This is a genomic window from Orrella dioscoreae (assembly GCF_900089455.2).
In the GTDB taxonomy this organism is placed as follows: domain Bacteria; phylum Pseudomonadota; class Gammaproteobacteria; order Burkholderiales; family Burkholderiaceae_B; genus Orrella; species Orrella dioscoreae.
Genome location: NZ_LT907988.1, coordinates 3,595,953 through 3,613,654 on the forward strand (window position 1 = coordinate 3,595,953; position 17,702 = coordinate 3,613,654).

The window sequence follows — 17,702 nt, forward strand, 5'->3', positions numbered from 1 at the left end:
CATGAACCGACCTTTCCTGGAAATCCAGTCGCTGGCCAAGCGCTATCCGCAGCGCGACGGCAAGCCCGGCGCGCCCGTCTTCGAGGACGTCAGCTTCGGCATCGGCCGCGGCGAATTCGTCTGCGTGATCGGCCATTCGGGCTGTGGCAAGACCACCATCCTGAACATCCTGGCGGGCATCGACCACGCCAGCGACGGCATCGTCATCATGGACGGCCGCGAAATCGCCGGCCCCTCGCTGGAGCGCGGCGTGGTGTTCCAGTCGCACGCCCTGCTGCCCTGGCTCACCGCGCTGCAGAACGTCGAGTTCGGCGTGCGCTCGCGCTGGCCCGACTACAGCCGCGAGCAGATCCGGATGCACAGCGAACGCTACCTGGCCATGGTGGGCCTGGGGCACGCGCTGCACAAGAAGCCCAGCGAACTTTCGGGCGGCATGAAGCAACGCGTGGGCATCGCCCGGGCGTTCGCCATCCAGCCCAAGATGCTGCTGCTGGACGAGCCTTTCGGCGCCCTGGACGCGCTGACCCGCGGCACCATCCAGGACGAGCTGCGCGCCATCGTCAACGAGACCCAGCAGACCGTCTTCATGATCACGCACGACGTGGACGAGGCCATCCTGCTGTCGGACCGCATCCTGCTCATGAGCGCGGGCCCCTACGCCCGCATCGCCGACACCGTCACCGTGGACCTGCCACGCGACCGCACGCGCGCCAGCCTGCACCACGAACCCCGCTATTACGACATCCGCAATCACCTGGTCGACTTCCTGGTCGACAAGGCCCACGACAAGGGCAGCAGCCCCAACAAGGAGATCCTCGCATCATGATGACCCGCGCCGACGTCACCGAACTCATCGTCACCCGCAAACTGGAAAAGAAACTGAGCTGGACCGACCTTGCCGAGGCCGTGGGCCAGAGCAAGGAATGGACCACGGCCGCGCTGCTGGGTCAGATGACCCTGACCGAGGAACAGGCGACGGCCGCCGGCCGCGCGCTGGACCTGCCCGCCGACGCCGTGCTGCAGCTGCAGGTCACGCCCTACAAGGGCTCCCTGCCCAGCGCCGTGCCCACCGACCCGCTGATCTACCGCTTCTATGAGCTGGTCAGCATCTACGGCACGACCTTCAAGGCGCTGATCCACGAGGAATTCGGCGACGGCATCATGAGCGCCATCGACTTCCGCATGGACCTGTCGCGCGAAGCCGACCCCAAGGGCGACCGCGTGCAGATCGTCATGAGCGGCAAGTTCCTGCCCTACAAGACGTATTGATGCCGGGGGATACCCACGGATACCTTATGCCCGGCCGCATTTGTTGCATTGCAACATTATTTTGGGTGTAATGGGCCATCGGCTGGTGCAACCATGCACCAGCCTGTCCCGCTTGCACCGCGCATGCACTTCCCGCGTGCGCCCGCGCCCCTAAGGAGATCGGCAGTGGCCCCCCGCACAGGTTCCGACACCCTCGTATCCCAGATTCCCGCAGGCCCCTGGCAGGCCGCACCTATGCAGGCCGCCTTCGAGTACGCCACCGACGCCTTCCAGCGCAGCGTGCTGTACGCCGACGTCATGCGACAGCGCGGCAACCAGTACCAGGCCCACATGGCCAAGCAGGCGCCGCACGTGCTCAGCATGGAATTCGAGCAGATCGAATCCGGCGACACGCTGCCCCGCCCGGTCAACTATTCCCTCGTGCGCATCCTGCCGCCCGCCGACGCGCCGGTCGACCCGCGCAAGCGCCCCTTCGTCATCGTCGACCCGCGCGCCGGCCACGGCCCGGGCATCGGCGGCTTCAAGCCCGAAAGCGAGATCGGCGTGGCCGTCCGCGCGGGCCACCCCTGCTATTTCATCGGCTTCCTGCCACAGCCCGTGCCCGGCCAGACGGTCGAGGACGTGATGCGCGCCGAAGCCCACTTCCTGGAAACCGTCATCGCCCGCCATCCCGAAGCGGAGGGCAAGCCGGTGGTCGTGGGCAACTGCCAGGCCGGCTGGCAGGTCATGATGACCGCCGCCATGCGGCCCGAACTCTTCGGCGCCATCATCCTGGCCGGCGCGCCGCTGTCCTACTGGGCGGGCTGGCGCGGCATGAACCCCATGCGCTACTTCGGCGGGCTGGTGGGCGGCTCGTGGCTGACCGCCTATACCAGCGACCTGGACGGCGGCAAGTTCGACGGCGCCTGGCTGGTGCAGAACTTCGAGAACCTCAATCCCGCCAACACCCTGTGGAGCAAGCAGTACAACCTCTACAGCAAGGTCGACACCGAAGCCGAGCGCTACCTGGGCTTCGAGAAGTGGTGGGGCGGCCATGTGTTCCTGAACCGTGAAGAGATCCAGTACATCGTCGACAACCTCTTCGTCGGCAACAAGTTCACCAGCGGCGAACTCGTCACGTCCGACGGCATCCGCCTGGACATCCGCAACGTGCGCGCGCCGATCATCGTCTTCTGCTCGCGCGGCGACAACATCACGCCGCCGCCGCAGGCGCTGGGCTGGATCACCGATCTGTACCAGGACGACAACGAGGTGCGCGCGCACGGCCAGACCATCGTCTATGCCGTGCACGACAGCATCGGCCACCTGGGCATCTTCGTGTCGGGCAGCGTGGCGCGCAAGGAACACCAGGAGTTCACCTGCAATATCGACATGATCGACGTGCTCCCGCCCGGCATCTACGAAGCCGAGATCAGCGACAAGACCCCCGACACGCCCAATGCCGACCTCGCCCAGGGCAACTACGTGCTGAACTTCGGCCGCCGGCACCTGGACGACATCCGCGAGATCGTGCAGCAGAAGCCCGAGGACGACCGCCGCTTCGCCGCCGTGGCCCGCATCTCCGAGATCAACCTGGGCCTGTACCGCAGCTTCGTGCAGCCCTGGGTGCGCCATGCCATCAGCACGCCGGTGGCCGAGCTGATGCAGCGCCTGCACCCCATGCGCCTGTCCTACGAACTGTTCTCCGACCGCAATCCGGTCGCTTCGCCCGTGGCGCCGCTGGCCGAGCAGGTGCGCGAATCGCGCCAGCCCGTGTCGCCGGACAATCCTTTCCTGGTGGCCGAGAAGATGGGCTCGCACCTCCTGGAATCGGGCCTGGACATCTGGACCAAGCTGCGCGACGACTGGGTCGAGCGCGTCTTCATGGCGGTCTATGGCTCGCCGCTGGTGCAGGACCTGGCCGGGCTGGGCGGCGACACCTCGCCCATCCGCAAGCATCCCGGCATCTCGCCGGAACACCGCGAATTCATGGCCCAACGCGCCATCGAGCTGCGCGGCCTGATGGAAACCGGCGGGCTGCGCGAGGCCTGCCTGCGCCTGCTCATCTACGTCAGCGCCGCCCAGGGCGGCATCGACGAGCGCAGCTTCAACCTGATCCGCCGCATGCGCGCCGGCAAGGACAACGTGCTGGCGCTGGACGAATTCAAGGACGTGGTCCGCGACCAGGCCCTGATGATGATGCTGGACAGGGAGGCCGCCCTGGCCGCCACGCGCGTCCTGCTGTCGCGTGCCTCGGCTCGCGACATCCGCGCGGGCTTCCAGGACATGGAACAGGTGGTCACCGCCGGCCTGCCCATGACCGAAGCCGCGGGCCAGCGCCTGGAAGACATGCGCGAACTGTTCGAGGCGGCAGCGAAGGATGCCGAGAACGGCAAGGCCCGTGCACCCGCGGCCACCGGCGCGACTGCCGCGCAGGCCGGTGCGCGCAAGGCCAGCCCGCGCGCGGCGCGGCCTCGCAAGGTCATCGCGTCCACGCGCAGCGCGCCAGTCAAGGCGGCGGCAGCCGAGGCCGCCCTGGCCAAGCCCCCCGCGGCGGCGAGCAAACCGACTGCGCGCAAGACCACGAAGGCCGCAGCGGCCGGCAAGACCCCGGCGCCCCGCAAGCGCGCGCCACGCAAGACGGCCGCCTGAGGCGGACACGGCCAGCGCCCTGTCAGGCCGCGCTTGCCGCCGCCCTCTCCGTGTCCAGCCGTTCGATGGCCGCCACCGCCTGCTCGGCGGTGAGGAAAATGCGGTCCCGACCGATGGCGTCGGCCAGGCCCGAGCGATCCAGCGCCATGCGGAAGGCGCCGTGGCCCCCGGTCAACATCAGCCCCACCCCACGCTCTTCCAGCGACTGCCTGAGCCACGTCAGCGCCTCGATGGCATCCGCATCGGCATGGGTCATGGCCGCCGCGTCCAGCACGAACCAGCGGGCCTGGCCCGACAGCGCCAGCACTTCGCTGGCGCGGCGGCGGAAGGTATCGGCGTTGAAGAACCAGATCGATGACTCGAAGAGCCACACCACGACGCCCGGCATCGCCTCGGCGCCCGGATTCAGGTGCAGCTTGCACAGCGTGGTGTCGCCGGGCAGGCGGCCCAGCAGCGCGTCGCGGGGCGTGGCCGTCACGTACATGACGTACATCAGCGTGGCGGTGACCGCCACGGCCACGCCGTTCAGCACGCCGAACGCCACCACCCCCGCCGCGGCCAGGGCGGCAAAGGCGAACTCGGCGCGCGAGATCCGGGCCAGCGTGGCGAAGGCGCGCCAGTCGAAGAGATGCAGCGCGGCCAGCAGCAGGATGGCGGCCAGCACAGGCTGCGGCAGCCAGAACAGCGCCGCGCTGGCGAGCGTCAGCACGATGGCCAGCGCCAGGGCCGCCACGATGCTGGCGACAGGCGAACTGGCGCCGGCAGCCAGGCCGACCGCGGTGCGCGAATCGGCGCCGGTCACGACGAAGCCCTGGAACAGGCCTGACGCGATGTTGGCCGCGCCGAACCCCAGCAGTTCGCGATTGGGATCGACGGTTTCGCCGCTGCGCGCGGCAAAGCTGCGCGCAGTGACGATGCCGCTGGAAAAGCTGACCAGCAGCACGCCGCCCGCGCCCAGCAGCATGGCCTCGATGCTGTGCACCTGCGCGGGAATGGCAAGGGCGGGCAAGCCGGCGGGGATGTCGCCGACCACCGAGATGCCCAGCGACGGAAAATTGAACAGCCACGACAGCAGGCAGCCCCCGATGACCAGCAGGATCGGCGCGGGCCAGCGTGGCCGCCAGCGCCGCAACGCGATGAGCGCCAGGCAGGCCGCCACGCTCAGGATCACCGTGGGCCAATGCGCGTGCAGGACCAGGCGGAACAGTGCGTTCAACGGCCGCAACAGCTCTTGCGGCCGCGGCGCGGTGCCCGTCAGCGGCCCCAGCTGGGCCCAGGCCAGCGTGACCGCCACGCCTGCCATGTAGCCCACCAGCACGGGGCGCGACAGCAGATTGGCCAGCGTGCCCAGCCGGAACACCCGCGCCAGCAGGCATCCCAGCCCTACCAGCAAGGCCATGCCCGCCGCGCCCGCCAGGCGCTCCTCGGGCGCGACCAGCGCCATGCCGCTGAGCGTGGCTGCGATCAGCGTGCAGGTGGCGGTGTCCGGCCCGACGATGAGCGTGCGTGAGGCACCGAAAAGCGCATAGCCGATCATGCCGGCAATGGCGGCCCACAGGCCCGAGGCAGGCGGCAGGCCCATCATGGCGGCATAGGCCAGCCCCACGGGCAAGGCCACGGCCGCCACGCTCAAGCCCGCCAGGGCGTCCTGGCGCGCCTGGGCCGGCGTGATGCCGCGCCACTTGTCGAGCGAAGGGAGAAAAGCGAAGCGCATGGCGACGCGGGGGTGTGGCTGGCGGGCCGCTTGCGCAGCCCGCCCCGCCTCAGGCGCGTGCCTGCAGCACCGCCACCGCGGGCAGTTCCTTGCCCTCGAGGAACTCGAGGAAGGCGCCGCCGCCGGTGGAGATGTAGCCGACCTTGTCGGCGATGCCGTACTTGGCGATGGCCGCCAGGGTGTCGCCGCCGCCCGCGATGGAGAAGGCGGGCGATTCGGCGATGGCGCGCGAGACGGTTTCCGTGCCGTTCGCGAAGGCGTCGAACTCGAACACGCCTACCGGACCGTTCCAGACGATGGTGCCGGCCTTGGCCAGCACGGCGGCCAGCTGCGCCGCGCTTTGCGGACCGATATCCAGGATCAGGTCGTCTTCGGCCACGTCGTCCACGGACTTCACGGTCGCTGCGGCATCCGCGCCGAAGGTCTTGGCGCAGACCACGTCCACCGGGATCGGCACGTCGGCGCCGCGCGACTTCATCTCGTCGATGACGGCACGAGCCTGGGCAATCTGGTCGGGCTCGGCCAGCGACTTGCCGATGGGCTTGCCCGCGGCCAGCAGGAAGGTGTTGGCGATGCCGCCGCCCACGACCAGCTGGTCGACCTTGGACGACAGCGATTGCAGGATGGACAGCTTGGTGGACACCTTCGAACCGCCCACGATGGCGACCAGCGGACGCTTCGGCGCTTGCAGGGCGCGGCCCAGGGCGTCGAGCTCGGCGGCCAGCAACGGGCCGGCGCAGGCCACCGCGGCGTGCTGCGCGATGCCGTGCGTGGTGGCTTCGGCGCGATGCGCGGTGCCGAAGGCGTCGTTGACATAGACGTCGCACAGCGCGGCCATCCTGCGCGACAGCGCCTCGTCATTCTTCTTCTCGCCCTTGTTGCCGCGGCAGTTCTCCAGCAGGACCACGCGGCCGGGTTCGGCCTGCACGCCGTTCTCGACCCAGTCCTTGACCAGCGGCACGGACGTGCCCAGCAATTCGCTCAGGCGCTGCGCCACGGGCGCGAGGGAATCTTCCTCGGTCAGCGCGCCCTCGGTGGGACGGCCCAGGTGCGAGGTCACCATGACGGCGGCGCCGGCGTCCAGCGCCAGGCGGATGCCAGGCACCGAAGCACGGATGCGCGTGTCTTCGGAAATCTTGCCCGCGTCGTCGAAGGGCACGTTGAGATCGGCGCGGATGAACACCCGCTTGCCGGCCAGGTCACCCGATTTCGCGAGCGAGGTGAGCGTCTTGACGTCTGCCATGTGTCTGTCGCCTTGTGTGTCTCGTTGTTCTGTTGCTGGATAAAGAGAGGGGCGGGTTGCCCCGCCCCTGTCACGTCCCCGTCCGGATCGACGGGCGCGGGACGTGTTGCCGTGAAGGCCCTGCTTACTTCGCCGTGCTGAGGGCCACGGTCGTGTCGAGCATGCGGTTCGAGAAACCCCACTCGTTGTCGTACCACGACGAGACCTTGACCAGCTTGCCCGACGCCTTGGTCAGCGTGGCGTCGAAGTTGCTGGAAGCCGGGTTGTGGTTGAAGTCGATCGACACCAGCGGCTCGGTGTTGTACGTCAGGATGCCCTTCAAGGCGCCTTCCGAGGCTTCCTTCAGGATGGCGTTCACTTCCTCGACCGTCGTGTCGCGCTTGGCGATGAACGACAGGTCGACGATCGACACGTTGATGGTCGGGACGCGGATGGCGTAGCCGTCCAGCTTGCCGTTCAGTTCGGGCAGCACCAGGCCCACCGCGGCGGCGGCGCCGGTCTTGGTGGGGATCATGCTTTGCGTGGCCGAACGGGCGCGGCGCAGGTCTTCGTGATAGACGTCGGTCAGCACCTGGTCGTTCGTGTAGGCGTGCACGGTGGTCATCAGGCCGGTTTCGATGCCCAGCGTGTCCTGCAGCGGCTTGACCAGGGGGGCCAGGCAGTTGGTGGTGCACGACGCGTTCGAGATGACGGTGTCGGTTGCCTTCAGCACGCCGTGGTTCACGCCGTAGACGACGGTGGCGTCGACATCCTTGCCGCCGGGGGCCGAGATGATGACTTTCTTGGCGCCGCCCTTGATGTGGGCGCTGGCCTTTTCCTTGCTGGTGAAGAAGCCGGTGCACTCCAGCACCACGTCCACGCCCAGCTCGCCCCAGGGCAGCTCGGCGGGATTGCGGTTGGCCAGCACGCGGATCTTGTCGCCGTTGACGACCAGGTAGTCGCCGTCGACTTCGACCTTGCCCGGGAACTTGCCGTGGGCCGTGTCGTATTGCGTCAGGTGCGCATTGGTCTTGGGATCACCCAGGTCGTTGATGGCAACGATCTGGATGTCGTGGCGCTTGCCCCCTTCGTAGTGGGCACGCAGGATGTTACGGCCGATACGGCCGTAGCCGTTGATGGCGACGCGAATGGTCATGACACCTTCTCCTTAGGTTTTACAGAATCCCTTGCACGGCCTCGGCCACCTTCTCGGCGGTCAGCCCGAAATGCTTGAACAGCACGCCCGCGGGCGCCGACTCGCCGTAGCTGTCGATGCCGACCACGGCGCCATCCAGGCCCACGTATTTGTGCCACAGCGCGGTCGTGCCGGCCTCGACGGCCACGCGCGGCAGCCCCTTGGGCAGCACGGCCTCGCGCCAGGCGCGGTCCTGGCCGTCGAACACGTCGGTGCTGGGCATGGACACCACGCGCACCGGCACGCCGGCCTTGGCCAGTTGCTCTTGCGCGGCCAGTGCCAGCGCGACTTCCGAGCCGGTGGCGATGATGACGGCGCGCGCGCCTTCGGCGTCACGCAGCACGTAGCCGCCGCGCGCGATGGCCTTGACGGTGTCGGCGTCGCGTTGCACGAAGGGCAGGTTCTGGCGCGACAGCAGCAGCGCGGTGGGGCCGCCTGCGTTCACGACCATGCCGATGCTGGCGGGACGCGTCACCGCATGGCCCCAGGCCACCATCGTCTCGACGGTGTCGCAAGGACGCCAGACAGACAGGTTGGGGATGAGGCGCAGGCTGGAAGCGTGCTCGATGGACTGGTGGGTGGGACCGTCTTCGCCCAGGCCGATGGAGTCGTGCGTGAAGACGTGCACCACGCGTTGCTTCATCAGCGCGGCCATGCGGATGGCATTGCGCGAATAGTCGGAGAAGGTCAGGAAGGTGCCGCCGAAAGGCAGGTAGCCGCCATGCAGCGACACGCCGTTCATGACGGCGGCCATGCCGAACTCGCGCACGCCGTAGTTGATGTGGCGGCCACCCTGGATGCCGGCCTGGCCGGCGCGCACGGGCGCCACGCCCTTCCAGTCGGTGTAGTTGGAGCCGGTCAGGTCGGCCGAGCCGCCCAGCAGTTCCGGCAGTTCTTGCACCAGCGCGCCGATGGCGAGCTGCGAAGCCTTGCGCGAGGCAACGGTCTCGGTTTTCGCATCGGTGGCGGCGATGAGGTCCTGCAGGGTCTTCGCGAAGTCGGCAGGCAGTTCGCCCTTCATGCGGCGCGTGAACTCGGCGGCCAGCTCGGGGTGGGCTTCGGCGTAGGTGTTGAAGCGGGCCTGCCAGGCGGACTCGGCGCGCACGCCGGCCTCCTTGCTATCCCAGCCGCTGCGCACGTCCTCGGGGATCTCGAAGGGCGCGGCGGTCCAGCCCAGCGCGGCGCGCGTGGCGGCGATTTCGTCGTTGCCCAGCGGCGCGCCGTGGACCTTGTCGGTGCCGGCCACGTTGGGGGCGCCCTTGCCGATGACGGTGCGGCACAGGATCAGCGTGGGGCCGCCGTGGGCGGCGGCATTGGCGCGGGCCTGGACCAGCGCGGCGTCGACCGCGTCGACGTCATGGCCATCGACGCCGCGGATGACGTTCCAGCCGTAGCCTTCGAAGCGGCGGGCGGTGTCGTCGGCGAACCAGTGCTCGACCTTGCCGTCGATGGAGATGCCGTTGTCGTCATACAGCGCGACCAGCTTCGAGAGCTTGAGCGTGCCGGCCAGCGAGCAGACCTCGTGCGAGATGCCTTCCATCAGGCAGCCGTCACCCAGGAACACATAGGTGTTGTGGTCGACGATGTCGTGGCCGGGACGATTGAATTCGGCAGCCAGCAGCGCTTCGGCCAGCGCCATGCCGACGGCGTTGCCCAGGCCCTGGCCCAGCGGGCCGGTGGTGGTTTCCACGCCGGCGGTGATGCCCACTTCGGGGTGGCCGGGGGTACGCGAATGCAGTTGGCGGAAATTGCGCAGCTCGTCCATCGGCAGGTCGTAGCCGGTGAGATGCAGCAGTGCGTAGATCAGCATCGAGCCGTGGCCGTTGGACAGCACGAAGCGGTCGCGATTGGGCCAGGCAGGATTGGCGGGATTGTGGGCCAGGTGACGGGTCCAGAGCGCCTGGGCGATCTCGGCCATGCCCATGGGCGCGCCCGGGTGGCCGGAATTGGCCTGCTGCACGGCGTCCATCGCGAGGGCGCGGATGGCGTTGGCCAGTTGCGGGTGGGCTTGGGCTGCTTGGGCTGCTTGTGCATTCGCCGGCGAAGTTGCCGGGGCGGAGGGCTGGGTCATGGAAGCTCGGCTGGCAGGACGCCGCGACCCGTTGCCGCCGCGCCTGAATGTTAGAGTAGCGAAACCCAAGATTTTAGCACCCGGGCCGTGCCACCCCCGGCTCCGCCCGGCAAGCGGCCTTCCGCAACGCCATCCCGCCCATGACGACCCCGCGCTTTTACTGCCCCGGCCCCCTGCAGGCCGGCACCGAGATCGTGCTGCCCGACGAGGTCGCGCACCACGCGCTGCGGGTGCTGCGTCTGCGCGATGGCGCCGGCATCGTGCTGTTCGACGGCGAAGGCGGCGAAACCCCCGCCACCGTGCATGCCGACGGCAAGCGCGGCCTGGCCAGGCTGGGCCGGCACGATCCGCGCGAAGCCGAACTGCCCGGCCCCATCACGCTGGCGCAGGGCCTGCCCGCCGGCGACAAGATGGAGTGGGTCATCGAGAAGGCCGTGGAAATGGGCGTCACCCGCATCGCCCCCATCGCCGCCCGCCGCAGCGTGCTGCAACTGGACGGCCCCCGCCTGGAAAAACGCCTGGCCCGCTGGCAGGCCCTGGCCCGCTCCGCCAGCGAACAATGCGGCCGCAACCGCGTGGCCCGGGTGGACGCCCCCGTCACCCTGCCCCAATGGCTGGCCGCCCAAGCAGGCACCACGGCCTTCCTGTGCCACCCGGACGCCCAGCAGGACCTGGCCCAGGCCCTGCCCCCGCCCGACGCCGCCCGCCAGGGCTTCGCCTTCCTGGTCGGCCCCGAAGGCGGCTGGGACGACGAGGAACTGCAGGCCGCCGCCCGCGCCGGCACCCAGGCCATCCGCTTCGGCCCCCGCGTGCTGCGCACGGAAACCGCCGGCATCGCACTGGTGGCCGCCGCCACGGCGCTGCTGGGCTGGCAAGGCTAGCTCTTCGGGCGGGCGGCGCGCAGCAAAGCAGCCCAAAACAACCCCCAGAAACAAAAAGACGCGATCTCTCGCGTCCCAAGCACTCAATCACACCCGCAGCGATTCAATCCCCGCCCGTCGCGCTCCAACTCTGCGCCTCTCCCGGCACAGGATCCGGATGCCGCCCCGCATGGGAAATCGCAAACGCGAACACCCTGCCGTTTTCCTTCGCAAAGTCGGCGACATCCCCGCACACCGTCTCGATCCGTTTGGCGTCGTCCTTCAACGCGGGATCGCCCGAGTGCAGTTTCTCGAGCCACAGCACCACGCCGCCCTTCTGATCGAGCACCGTGTCGCACAGGCAGTCGTACAGCGCATCGAAACTGCCGCCGAAGAACTCCGGAAAATCCACGGCCTTGGCGATGGCACGCATGGCGGCCGAGCGGCTGCGTGCACGATCGCAATCCGCGGAGAAAAATGCCAGGCCCTGCTCACGCGCCGCATCGGCAAGCGCGTCGGGCGCGTGCGCGGAGGAGTCCAGTACGCCGCCTCGCTGCAACTGCTTCTGCAAGGGGGACAGGCCGGATCGCGTCATGCGTGCGACTCCTTGAAAAAATCGTTGACCGCATCGGTACGCCGCATCGTATCGGCATAACCCAATTCGATCAATTGGCGCGTGTAAGCAGATTCGAACAACAGATAGGACAACAGCGCGCCGCCGCCCTCGCGCCCTGGGCGATCGTTCACGCCGAGCACGCGGAACAGTGTCCTGGCCGCAACAGGCAAGGCCTGCAGATTGGCCAATGCCAAGGTATCCAGCGACTGCGTGGGGGCCAGGGCCAGTGCGCGCACGGGGCGCAGTCCCGTGCCACCCCGGGCATCGGGCACCTCTTCCAGCAGGGTATTCACACGCTCGACGCGCTCCACGTCGGTCGCCACGCTATCGAGAAAAATGTTCGACATCGCGTGCCCGCCGATCTGTGCCAGCGAGGGATACGCGGGCGCGCTATCGCGCTGCTCGGGATGCGTTTCGTCACGATAGCCCGTGCCGATCACCAGCACGCGGTCGGCGCCCAGGTGAATGGCCGGGCTGATGGGCGCCAGCTGGCGCATCGAGCCATCGCCGCACCATTCCATCTGTTGCCCCACCCGCAGCGCGCGGGCCGGGAACACGAAGGGAATCGCGCTGGATGCCATCAGGTGATCCACGCCCAGCGTGGCCGGAATGGCGCGACGCAGCGAGCGCCGCCAGGGCTCGATGCCGCCGCGCGCCTGATAGAAGGTCAGGTGTTCGCCGCTGGCGTAGCCCGAAGCCGTGATGGCCAGCGCCGAGAGCGCGCCGCAAGCGAGGTTGGCCTCCAGCCGATGGAAGTCCAGCGCGCGCCCCAGCAGACCCGCCAGCGGTGTGTTGTCCAGCAAGGAGCGGGGCTTGTCGCGGCGCAGGCCGGGCAGCATCCAGCCCAATGTCAGCAGGCCCAGCCAGCGCGCGCCGGAGCGCGCCAGGCCGGCCGCGTCGGCGCGATAGATGTCGCCGGTGTGCAGGTTTTCCCACAGCCTGCGCGTGCGCCGCAGCGCGCGGTGCGGCTGCTCGGCGCGGCAGGCCAGCGCGGCCGCGTTGATCGCGCCCGCCGACGTGCCGCAGATGATGTCGAAGGGGTTGACGAAGTCGGGGTGATGCCCCGGGTCCAGCAGGTCCAGGATGGCCTGCAGCACGCCCACCTGATAGGCGGCGCGCGCACCGCCGCCCGTCAGGACGAGCGCGGTACGGCCCACGGGGCGCGCCGCGCCGCGTGGGCCATCGCCACGGTCAGCGTGGCTTGTTCGCATCCACCACCGCCAGCGCGGTCATGTTGACGATGCGGCGCACGGTGGAGCTCGAGGTCAGGATCTGCACGGGCGCGTTCACGCCCAGCAGGAAGGGACCCACGGCGACGTTTTCACCGGCGGCGGTCTTCAACAGGTTGTAGGCGATGTTGCCCGCGTCCACGTTCGGGCACACCAGCAGGTTGGCCGAGCCGCGCAGCGTCGACGAAGGCAGGATGCGCAGGCGCAGGGCCTCGTCCAGCGCGCAGTCGCCGTGCATTTCGCCGTCCACCTCCAGCTCGGGCGCGCGCTCGCGCACCAGGGCCAGGGCCTGGCGCATCTTCTCGCCCGACGCCGAACTGCCCGAGCCGAAGTTCGAGCGCGACAGCAGCGCCACCTTGGGCTCCAGATTCAGCTGGCGCATCTTTTCCGCGGCCATCAGCGTGATGTCGGCCAGTTGTTCGGCGGTGGGGTCCTCATTCACATGCGTGTCCACCAGCGCGACCGTCTTCTCCGAGAGCAGCAGGATGTTCATGGCGCCGTAGGTCTTGGTGCCTGCCTGCTGGCCGATGACCTGGTCGATGAAGCGCAGGTGGTCGTGATAGCCGCTGGCCATGCCGCAGATCATCCCGTCGGCGTCGCCCACGTGGACCATCATGGCGCCGATCAGGGTCAGCCGGCGGCGCATCTCCACGCGCGCCATCTCCTTGGTGATGCCCTGGCGGCACATCATCTCCCAGTACGTCGTCCAGTACTGGTGGAAGCGCTCGTCGTACTCCGGGTTCGTCACCTCCACGTCCTGCCCCAGCTTCAGCCGCAGCCCGAACTTCTCGATGCGCGACAGCAGCACCGCCGGACGCCCCACCAGGATCGGGCGCGCCAGCTTCTCGTCCACGATCACCTGCACCGCGCGCAACACCCGCTCGTCTTCCGCCTCCGTGAACACGATGCGCGCACGACCGCCCTCGCGCACCAGCTGCTTGGCCGCCGCGAACAAGGGCTTCATGAACGCGCCCGAGTGATACACGAACTGCTGCAGCTGCGCCGTGTACGCGTCCAGGTCCGCCAGCGGACGCGTCGCCACGCCCCCGTCCATCGCCGCCTTGGCCACCGCCGGCGCGATGCGCACGATCAGCCGCGGGTCGAAGGGCTTGGGAATCAGGTATTCCGGGCCGAAGGAGATGTCGTACGTGCCATAGGCCGCCGCCACCACCTCGTTCTGCTCTTCCTGCGCCAGGCCGGCGATCGCATACACCGCCGCCTTCTCCATCTCGCGCGTGATGGTGGTCGCCCCCACGTCCAGCGCCCCCCGGAAGATGTACGGGAAGCACAGCACGTTGTTGACCTGGTTCGGATAGTCCGAGCGGCCCGTCGCCATCACCACGTCGTCACGCACCGCGTGCGCCGCTTCCGGCAGGATCTCCGGCGTCGGGTTGGCCAGCGCCAGGATGAAGGGCCTGGCCGCCATGCGCGCCACCATCTCCGGTTTCAGCACCCCACCGGCGGACAGCCCCAGGAAGACGTCCGCCCCCTCGATCACCTCGCCCAGCGTGCGCAGGTCCGTCTTCTGCGCGAACTTCGCCTTGTCCGGGTCCATCAGCACCGTGCGGCCCTCGAACACCACGCCCTCGATGTCGGTCACCCACACGTTCGATGGCGGCAGACCCAGGTCCACCATCAGCTCCAGGCACGCCAGAGCGGCCGCGCCCGCGCCCGACACCACCACCTTCACCTGGCCGATGTCCTTGCCCACCACCTTCAGCCCGTTGATGAAGGCCGCCGACACCGTGATCGCCGTGCCGTGCTGGTCGTCGTGGAACACCGGGATCTTCATGCGCTCGCGCAGCTTGCGCTCGACCGTGAAGCACTCCGGCGCCTTGATGTCCTCCAGGTTGATGCCGCCAAACGTCGGCTCCAGCCCCGCGATGATCTCCACCAGCTTGTCCGGATCGGTCTCGTTGATCTCGATGTCGAACACGTCCAGACCGGCGAACTTCTTGAACAGCACCGCCTTGCCTTCCATCACCGGCTTGGAGGCCAGCGGACCGATGTTGCCCAGCCCCAGCACCGCCGTGCCGTTGGAAATCACCCCCACCAGGTTGCCCCGCCCCGTGTAGCGAAACGCGTTCGCCGGATCGGCCACGATCTCTTCACAGGCCGCCGCCACGCCTGGCGAGTACGCCAGCGCCAGGTCGCGCTGATTGGTCAGCTGCTTGGTGGGCGTGACCGCGATTTTGCCGGGGCGGCCCAGCTCGTGGTATTCGAGCGCTGCCTTGCGAAGATTCTCGTCCATGGAAATGCCAGATCAGTAGGGGTCGGAAAGGCGCAATGGTAGCGCGGGAAAGCGTCCCAGGGGATCGAATCTTTGCTTCACCGCGTCGGCCAGCCGGGCGCCCGCGCCATCAATGGCGGCCATGTCCCCAGCCGCTGTCACAGGGCGGGCTGGCGCTTGCGGCGCGGCTGGCATCGCGGTCACCAGCACGGACTCCACCCAGGCCAGCGCGCCGCCCTGCCCCAGCAGCAGATGCGCCAGGTTGACGCCTCCGTGCAGCGGCTGCAAGGCATCCAGCCTGCCCGCCCACGGCCAGCGCGGTGCTGCCAGGCAGCGGGCCGCATCCTCGCTCGAGGACAGCTCGAAAAGCGCCGGCACCAGTACCTGCAGCGTCGCCCCGCGCAGGGGTTGGCGATCCTGGGCGCCAAACGGTCCCAGCGTGATGGCGCTGCCGTCGGCCAGCAACACGTCCAAGGCCGCCACGCCGCTGGCAAGGCCATGGCCGGTGGGGCACAAGACCGCCGGCGCCGGGCCGGACAGCCAGGCCGCCAGCGTCTGGACCGGTATGTCCGCGCCCGCCTCGACCTGGAACTGCGTGCATCCTGCCGCTGCCAGCGTCTCCAGGGTGCAGCCGGGACCGGCGCGCCAGAACCCCGGCGCGCCCTGCAAGGGCGCCAGGTCGTTCAGGTTCGAGGGGTCGACGCGCAAGGTCGGCAGGATGGGCCGGGACGCGGACGCGTCCGCCAGCGCCAGTTGCACGCCGTGCTCGGCGCACAGCGCCAGCGCGTGGCGCACATCCTGCGCGCGCAGAGGCGCCAGATCAGCCACGTCCCCGTCTTCCGCCACCCGCAACAAGCCCTGGCAGGTGCGCGCCAGCCGCTGGCAAAAGCGTTGCCAGCCAGAGTCAGGCAATTTGCGGCCAAAAAGAAACGCGCGACGCGAGGTGCTCATGATCCGGTGCTCACGATTACAATTTAACCTTCAAGTAATTTGACGTCCGCACGTGGCCTTCCCGGCCCGGGCAGCCGGCGCCGCCACCGGGCAGCGCGGCTGGGCGTTACCATCGAGCTTTTTGCCCGCCATGTCCCGCCTCGCGTCACGCAACCAAACCGTCCTGCCCTTCCGGGTCGTCGAATTGTTCAAGGAAGCAGTCGGCCTGCAAGCCGCTGGCCGAGACATCATCAGCCTGGGTATCGGCGAGCCGGACTTTACCGCGCCGCCGCAGGTGCTGGAAGCCGCCGAGCGCGCCGGGCGCGCCGGCCTGAGCGGCTACAGCCCGCCCACGGGCCTGACCGCCCTGCGGGAAGCCATTGCCCAATTCTACGGCGATCACTTCGGCGCGCCGGTGGACCCCTCGCGCGTCATCGTGACGTCCGGCGCCTCGGGCGCCCTGCTGCTGGCCGCGATGGCCCTGGTCGATCCGGGCGACGAAATCCTCATGCCGGATCCCTGCTATCCGGCCAATCGCAACTTCATCGCCAGCGCCGGCGGCGTGGCCAAGCTCGTGCCCAGCACCGCCGCCGCCCGCTACCAGCTTTCCGCCGAAGACGTACGCAGCCACTGGGGGCCGGCCACGCGTGGCGTGCTGGTGGCGTCTCCCAGCAACCCCACCGGCACCTCGGTGGCGCCGTCGGAAATGGCCGCGCTGCTGGCGGAAGTCCGCGACCGCCAGGGCCTGGCGCTGGTCGACGAAATCTACCTGGGCCTGTCCTACGAACACGCCCCGCGCTCGGCCCTGACCCTGGACGACGGCATCGTCGTCGTCAACAGCTTCTCGAAGTATTTCCACATGACGGGCTGGCGCCTGGGCTGGCTGATCGTGCCGCCGCACATGGTGTCCGCCATCGAGCGCATCGCCTCCAGCCTGGCGATCTGCGCCCCCACCCTGGCGCAGCATGCCGCCCTGGCGTGCTTCCAGCCCGACACCCTGGCCATCTATGCCGAGCGCCGCGACGCCTTCCGCGCCCGCCGCGACTACCTGCTGCCCGAATTCGAGCGCCTGGGCCTGCGCGTGCCGGTCCGCCCGGACGGCGCCTTCTATATCTATTCGGACATTTCCGACCTGGGCATGAACAGCACCCAGCTGTCGCACCGCCTGCTGCACGAAGCCAACGTCGCCGCCGTCCCCGGCCACGACTTCGGCCCGGCCCACGCCGACCACACCATGCGTTTCTCTTACGCCGCCTCCCTGGAACGCCTGCAGGAAGCCGTGGCAAGAATGGAGAAATTGCTCAAGGGCTGACGGTCCATGAACGGTGTAATACCGGCATGGAGCGTGCTAGCTCGGCTGAAGCGCCGAGACGCAGGTCCAAAACTCAGTCTCAGCCCCAACGCCATCCGGCCCGGATGGCGGGGTTTCAGGGGTATTCCTGACGAGCGTGCAGGACGGCCATGACCTCGATGCGATCGGCCCGGACTTCGTAGACCACGACGTAATTGGGATGGGCCACGATTTCCCGTGTACCCGGCACACGGCCAGGACGGTACAGGTACGGGTGTTCCGAGGCAGGATGCACCGCGCTTTCAATCCGCTCGTGCATGTCGATGGCCGCATGCACGTCGTATTCCGCGATGTAGTCGATGATGTCGTCCAGATCATCGACTGCGGCAGCATTCCAAAATATAAGAAGCATCGTGGCTGGGCGGCTGCCCGGTTCTCAAACCG

General features: G+C 68.7%; 14 protein-coding genes. 5 read left to right on the forward strand and 9 right to left on the reverse strand.

Features of this window, described 5'->3' with window-relative positions; all coding sequences use genetic code 11:
- Nucleotide 1 precedes the first annotated feature (1 nt).
- From ODI_RS16655 to ODI_RS16665, 3 genes are all read left to right on the forward strand, one after another.
- The gene (locus tag ODI_RS16655) at nucleotides 2–826 is read left to right on the forward strand and encodes an ABC transporter ATP-binding protein (protein ID WP_067755522.1); all 825 of its coding nucleotides are present in this window, start codon (nucleotides 2–4) and stop codon (nucleotides 824–826) included.
- On the forward strand, nucleotides 826–1,269 hold the full coding sequence (gene cynS / locus ODI_RS16660; RefSeq protein ID WP_067755549.1) for a cyanase: 444 nt from the start codon (nucleotides 826–828) through the stop codon (nucleotides 1,267–1,269). The genes ODI_RS16655 and cynS overlap by 1 nt, the downstream gene beginning before the upstream one ends.
- Before the next feature lie 234 nt (nucleotides 1,270–1,503).
- Complete coding sequence (locus ODI_RS16665) at nucleotides 1,504–3,900, forward strand: DUF3141 domain-containing protein (protein ID WP_067755525.1); 2,397 nt, start codon at nucleotides 1,504–1,506, stop codon at nucleotides 3,898–3,900.
- A gap of 22 nt (nucleotides 3,901–3,922) precedes the next feature.
- On the opposite strand, the gene ODI_RS16670 is transcribed toward ODI_RS16665, so the two are convergent.
- The 4 genes from ODI_RS16670 to tkt form a co-directional block, all read right to left on the reverse strand.
- Entirely contained in the window at nucleotides 3,923–5,614 is a 1,692-nt protein-coding gene (locus ODI_RS16670; RefSeq protein ID WP_173719673.1) for a SulP family inorganic anion transporter, read from the reverse strand.
- Between the two features lie 49 nt (nucleotides 5,615–5,663).
- Nucleotides 5,664–6,857 carry a phosphoglycerate kinase gene (locus tag ODI_RS16675; protein WP_067755528.1) on the reverse strand — a complete coding sequence of 398 codons (1,194 nt, stop codon included), beginning with the start codon at nucleotides 6,855–6,857 and terminating at the stop codon, nucleotides 5,664–5,666.
- 124 nt (nucleotides 6,858–6,981) lie between these two features.
- On the reverse strand, nucleotides 6,982–7,992 hold the full coding sequence (gene gap / locus ODI_RS16680; protein ID WP_067755531.1) for a type I glyceraldehyde-3-phosphate dehydrogenase: 1,011 nt from the start codon (nucleotides 7,990–7,992) through the stop codon (nucleotides 6,982–6,984).
- A 19-nt stretch (nucleotides 7,993–8,011) separates the two neighbouring features.
- Nucleotides 8,012–10,000, reverse strand: a complete 1,989-nt coding sequence (gene tkt / locus ODI_RS16685; RefSeq protein ID WP_067755534.1) for a transketolase — start codon at nucleotides 9,998–10,000, stop codon at nucleotides 8,012–8,014.
- A gap of 242 nt (nucleotides 10,001–10,242) precedes the next feature.
- Between tkt and ODI_RS16690 the strand changes: the two genes are divergently transcribed.
- Nucleotides 10,243–10,983 carry a 16S rRNA (uracil(1498)-N(3))-methyltransferase gene (locus ODI_RS16690; RefSeq protein ID WP_067755537.1) on the forward strand — a complete coding sequence of 247 codons (741 nt, stop codon included), beginning with the start codon at nucleotides 10,243–10,245 and terminating at the stop codon, nucleotides 10,981–10,983.
- A 103-nt stretch (nucleotides 10,984–11,086) separates the two neighbouring features.
- Here the strand turns inward: ODI_RS16690 and ODI_RS16695 are convergent, their stop codons facing one another.
- The 4 genes from ODI_RS16695 to ODI_RS16710 are packed head-to-tail and all read right to left on the reverse strand — an operon-like array spanning nucleotide 11,087 to nucleotide 15,988.
- Nucleotides 11,087–11,557, reverse strand: coding sequence for a barstar family protein (locus ODI_RS16695; RefSeq protein WP_067755541.1), 471 nt, complete (start codon nucleotides 11,555–11,557; stop codon nucleotides 11,087–11,089).
- Nucleotides 11,554–12,789 (reverse strand): patatin-like phospholipase family protein, encoded by a 1,236-nt coding sequence (locus ODI_RS16700; RefSeq protein WP_082985363.1) that lies wholly within the window; start codon nucleotides 12,787–12,789, stop codon nucleotides 11,554–11,556. Before ODI_RS16700 ends, ODI_RS16695 begins: the two co-directional genes overlap by 4 nt.
- Nucleotides 12,770–15,058 carry an NADP-dependent malic enzyme gene (locus ODI_RS16705; RefSeq protein WP_098020929.1) on the reverse strand — a complete coding sequence of 763 codons (2,289 nt, stop codon included), beginning with the start codon at nucleotides 15,056–15,058 and terminating at the stop codon, nucleotides 12,770–12,772. Before ODI_RS16705 ends, ODI_RS16700 begins: the two co-directional genes overlap by 20 nt.
- A 12-nt stretch (nucleotides 15,059–15,070) precedes the next feature.
- A complete protein-coding gene (locus ODI_RS16710) occupies nucleotides 15,071–15,988 on the reverse strand; it encodes a hypothetical protein (protein ID WP_067755625.1) in 918 nt (305 codons plus the stop codon).
- Nucleotides 15,989–16,118: 130 nt separating this feature from the next.
- Between ODI_RS16710 and ODI_RS16715 the strand changes: the two genes are divergently transcribed.
- Entirely contained in the window at nucleotides 16,119–17,279 is a 1,161-nt protein-coding gene (locus ODI_RS16715; RefSeq protein ID WP_067755623.1) for a pyridoxal phosphate-dependent aminotransferase, read from the forward strand.
- Between the two features lie 115 nt (nucleotides 17,280–17,394).
- Here the strand turns inward: ODI_RS16715 and ODI_RS16720 are convergent, their stop codons facing one another.
- Nucleotides 17,395–17,670, reverse strand: coding sequence for a type II toxin-antitoxin system RelE/ParE family toxin (locus ODI_RS16720; protein WP_067755620.1), 276 nt, complete (start codon nucleotides 17,668–17,670; stop codon nucleotides 17,395–17,397).
- Nucleotides 17,671–17,702 lie beyond the last annotated feature (32 nt).

Coding starts and splice junctions, on each gene's coding strand:
- ODI_RS16655 (WP_067755522.1), top strand. CDS start 2: ATGAACCGACCTTTCCTGGAAATCCAGTCGCTGGCCAAGCGCTATCCG.
- cynS (WP_067755549.1), top strand. CDS start 826: ATGACCCGCGCCGACGTCACCGAACTCATCGTCACCCGCAAACTGGAA.
- ODI_RS16665 (WP_067755525.1), top strand. CDS start 1,504: ATGCAGGCCGCCTTCGAGTACGCCACCGACGCCTTCCAGCGCAGCGTG.
- ODI_RS16670 (WP_173719673.1), bottom strand. CDS start 5,614: ATGCGCTTCGCTTTTCTCCCTTCGCTCGACAAGTGGCGCGGCATCACG.
- ODI_RS16675 (WP_067755528.1), bottom strand. CDS start 6,857: ATGGCAGACGTCAAGACGCTCACCTCGCTCGCGAAATCGGGTGACCTG.
- gap (WP_067755531.1), bottom strand. CDS start 7,992: ATGACCATTCGCGTCGCCATCAACGGCTACGGCCGTATCGGCCGTAAC.
- tkt (WP_067755534.1), bottom strand. CDS start 10,000: ATGGACGCCGTGCAGCAGGCCAATTCCGGCCACCCGGGCGCGCCCATG.
- ODI_RS16690 (WP_067755537.1), top strand. CDS start 10,243: ATGACGACCCCGCGCTTTTACTGCCCCGGCCCCCTGCAGGCCGGCACC.
- ODI_RS16695 (WP_067755541.1), bottom strand. CDS start 11,557: ATGACGCGATCCGGCCTGTCCCCCTTGCAGAAGCAGTTGCAGCGAGGC.
- ODI_RS16700 (WP_082985363.1), bottom strand. CDS start 12,789: ATGCGAACAAGCCACGCTGACCGTGGCGATGGCCCACGCGGCGCGGCG.
- ODI_RS16705 (WP_098020929.1), bottom strand. CDS start 15,058: ATGGACGAGAATCTTCGCAAGGCAGCGCTCGAATACCACGAGCTGGGC.
- ODI_RS16710 (WP_067755625.1), bottom strand. CDS start 15,988: ATGAGCACCTCGCGTCGCGCGTTTCTTTTTGGCCGCAAATTGCCTGAC.
- ODI_RS16715 (WP_067755623.1), top strand. CDS start 16,119: ATGTCCCGCCTCGCGTCACGCAACCAAACCGTCCTGCCCTTCCGGGTC.
- ODI_RS16720 (WP_067755620.1), bottom strand. CDS start 17,670: ATGCTTCTTATATTTTGGAATGCTGCCGCAGTCGATGATCTGGACGAC.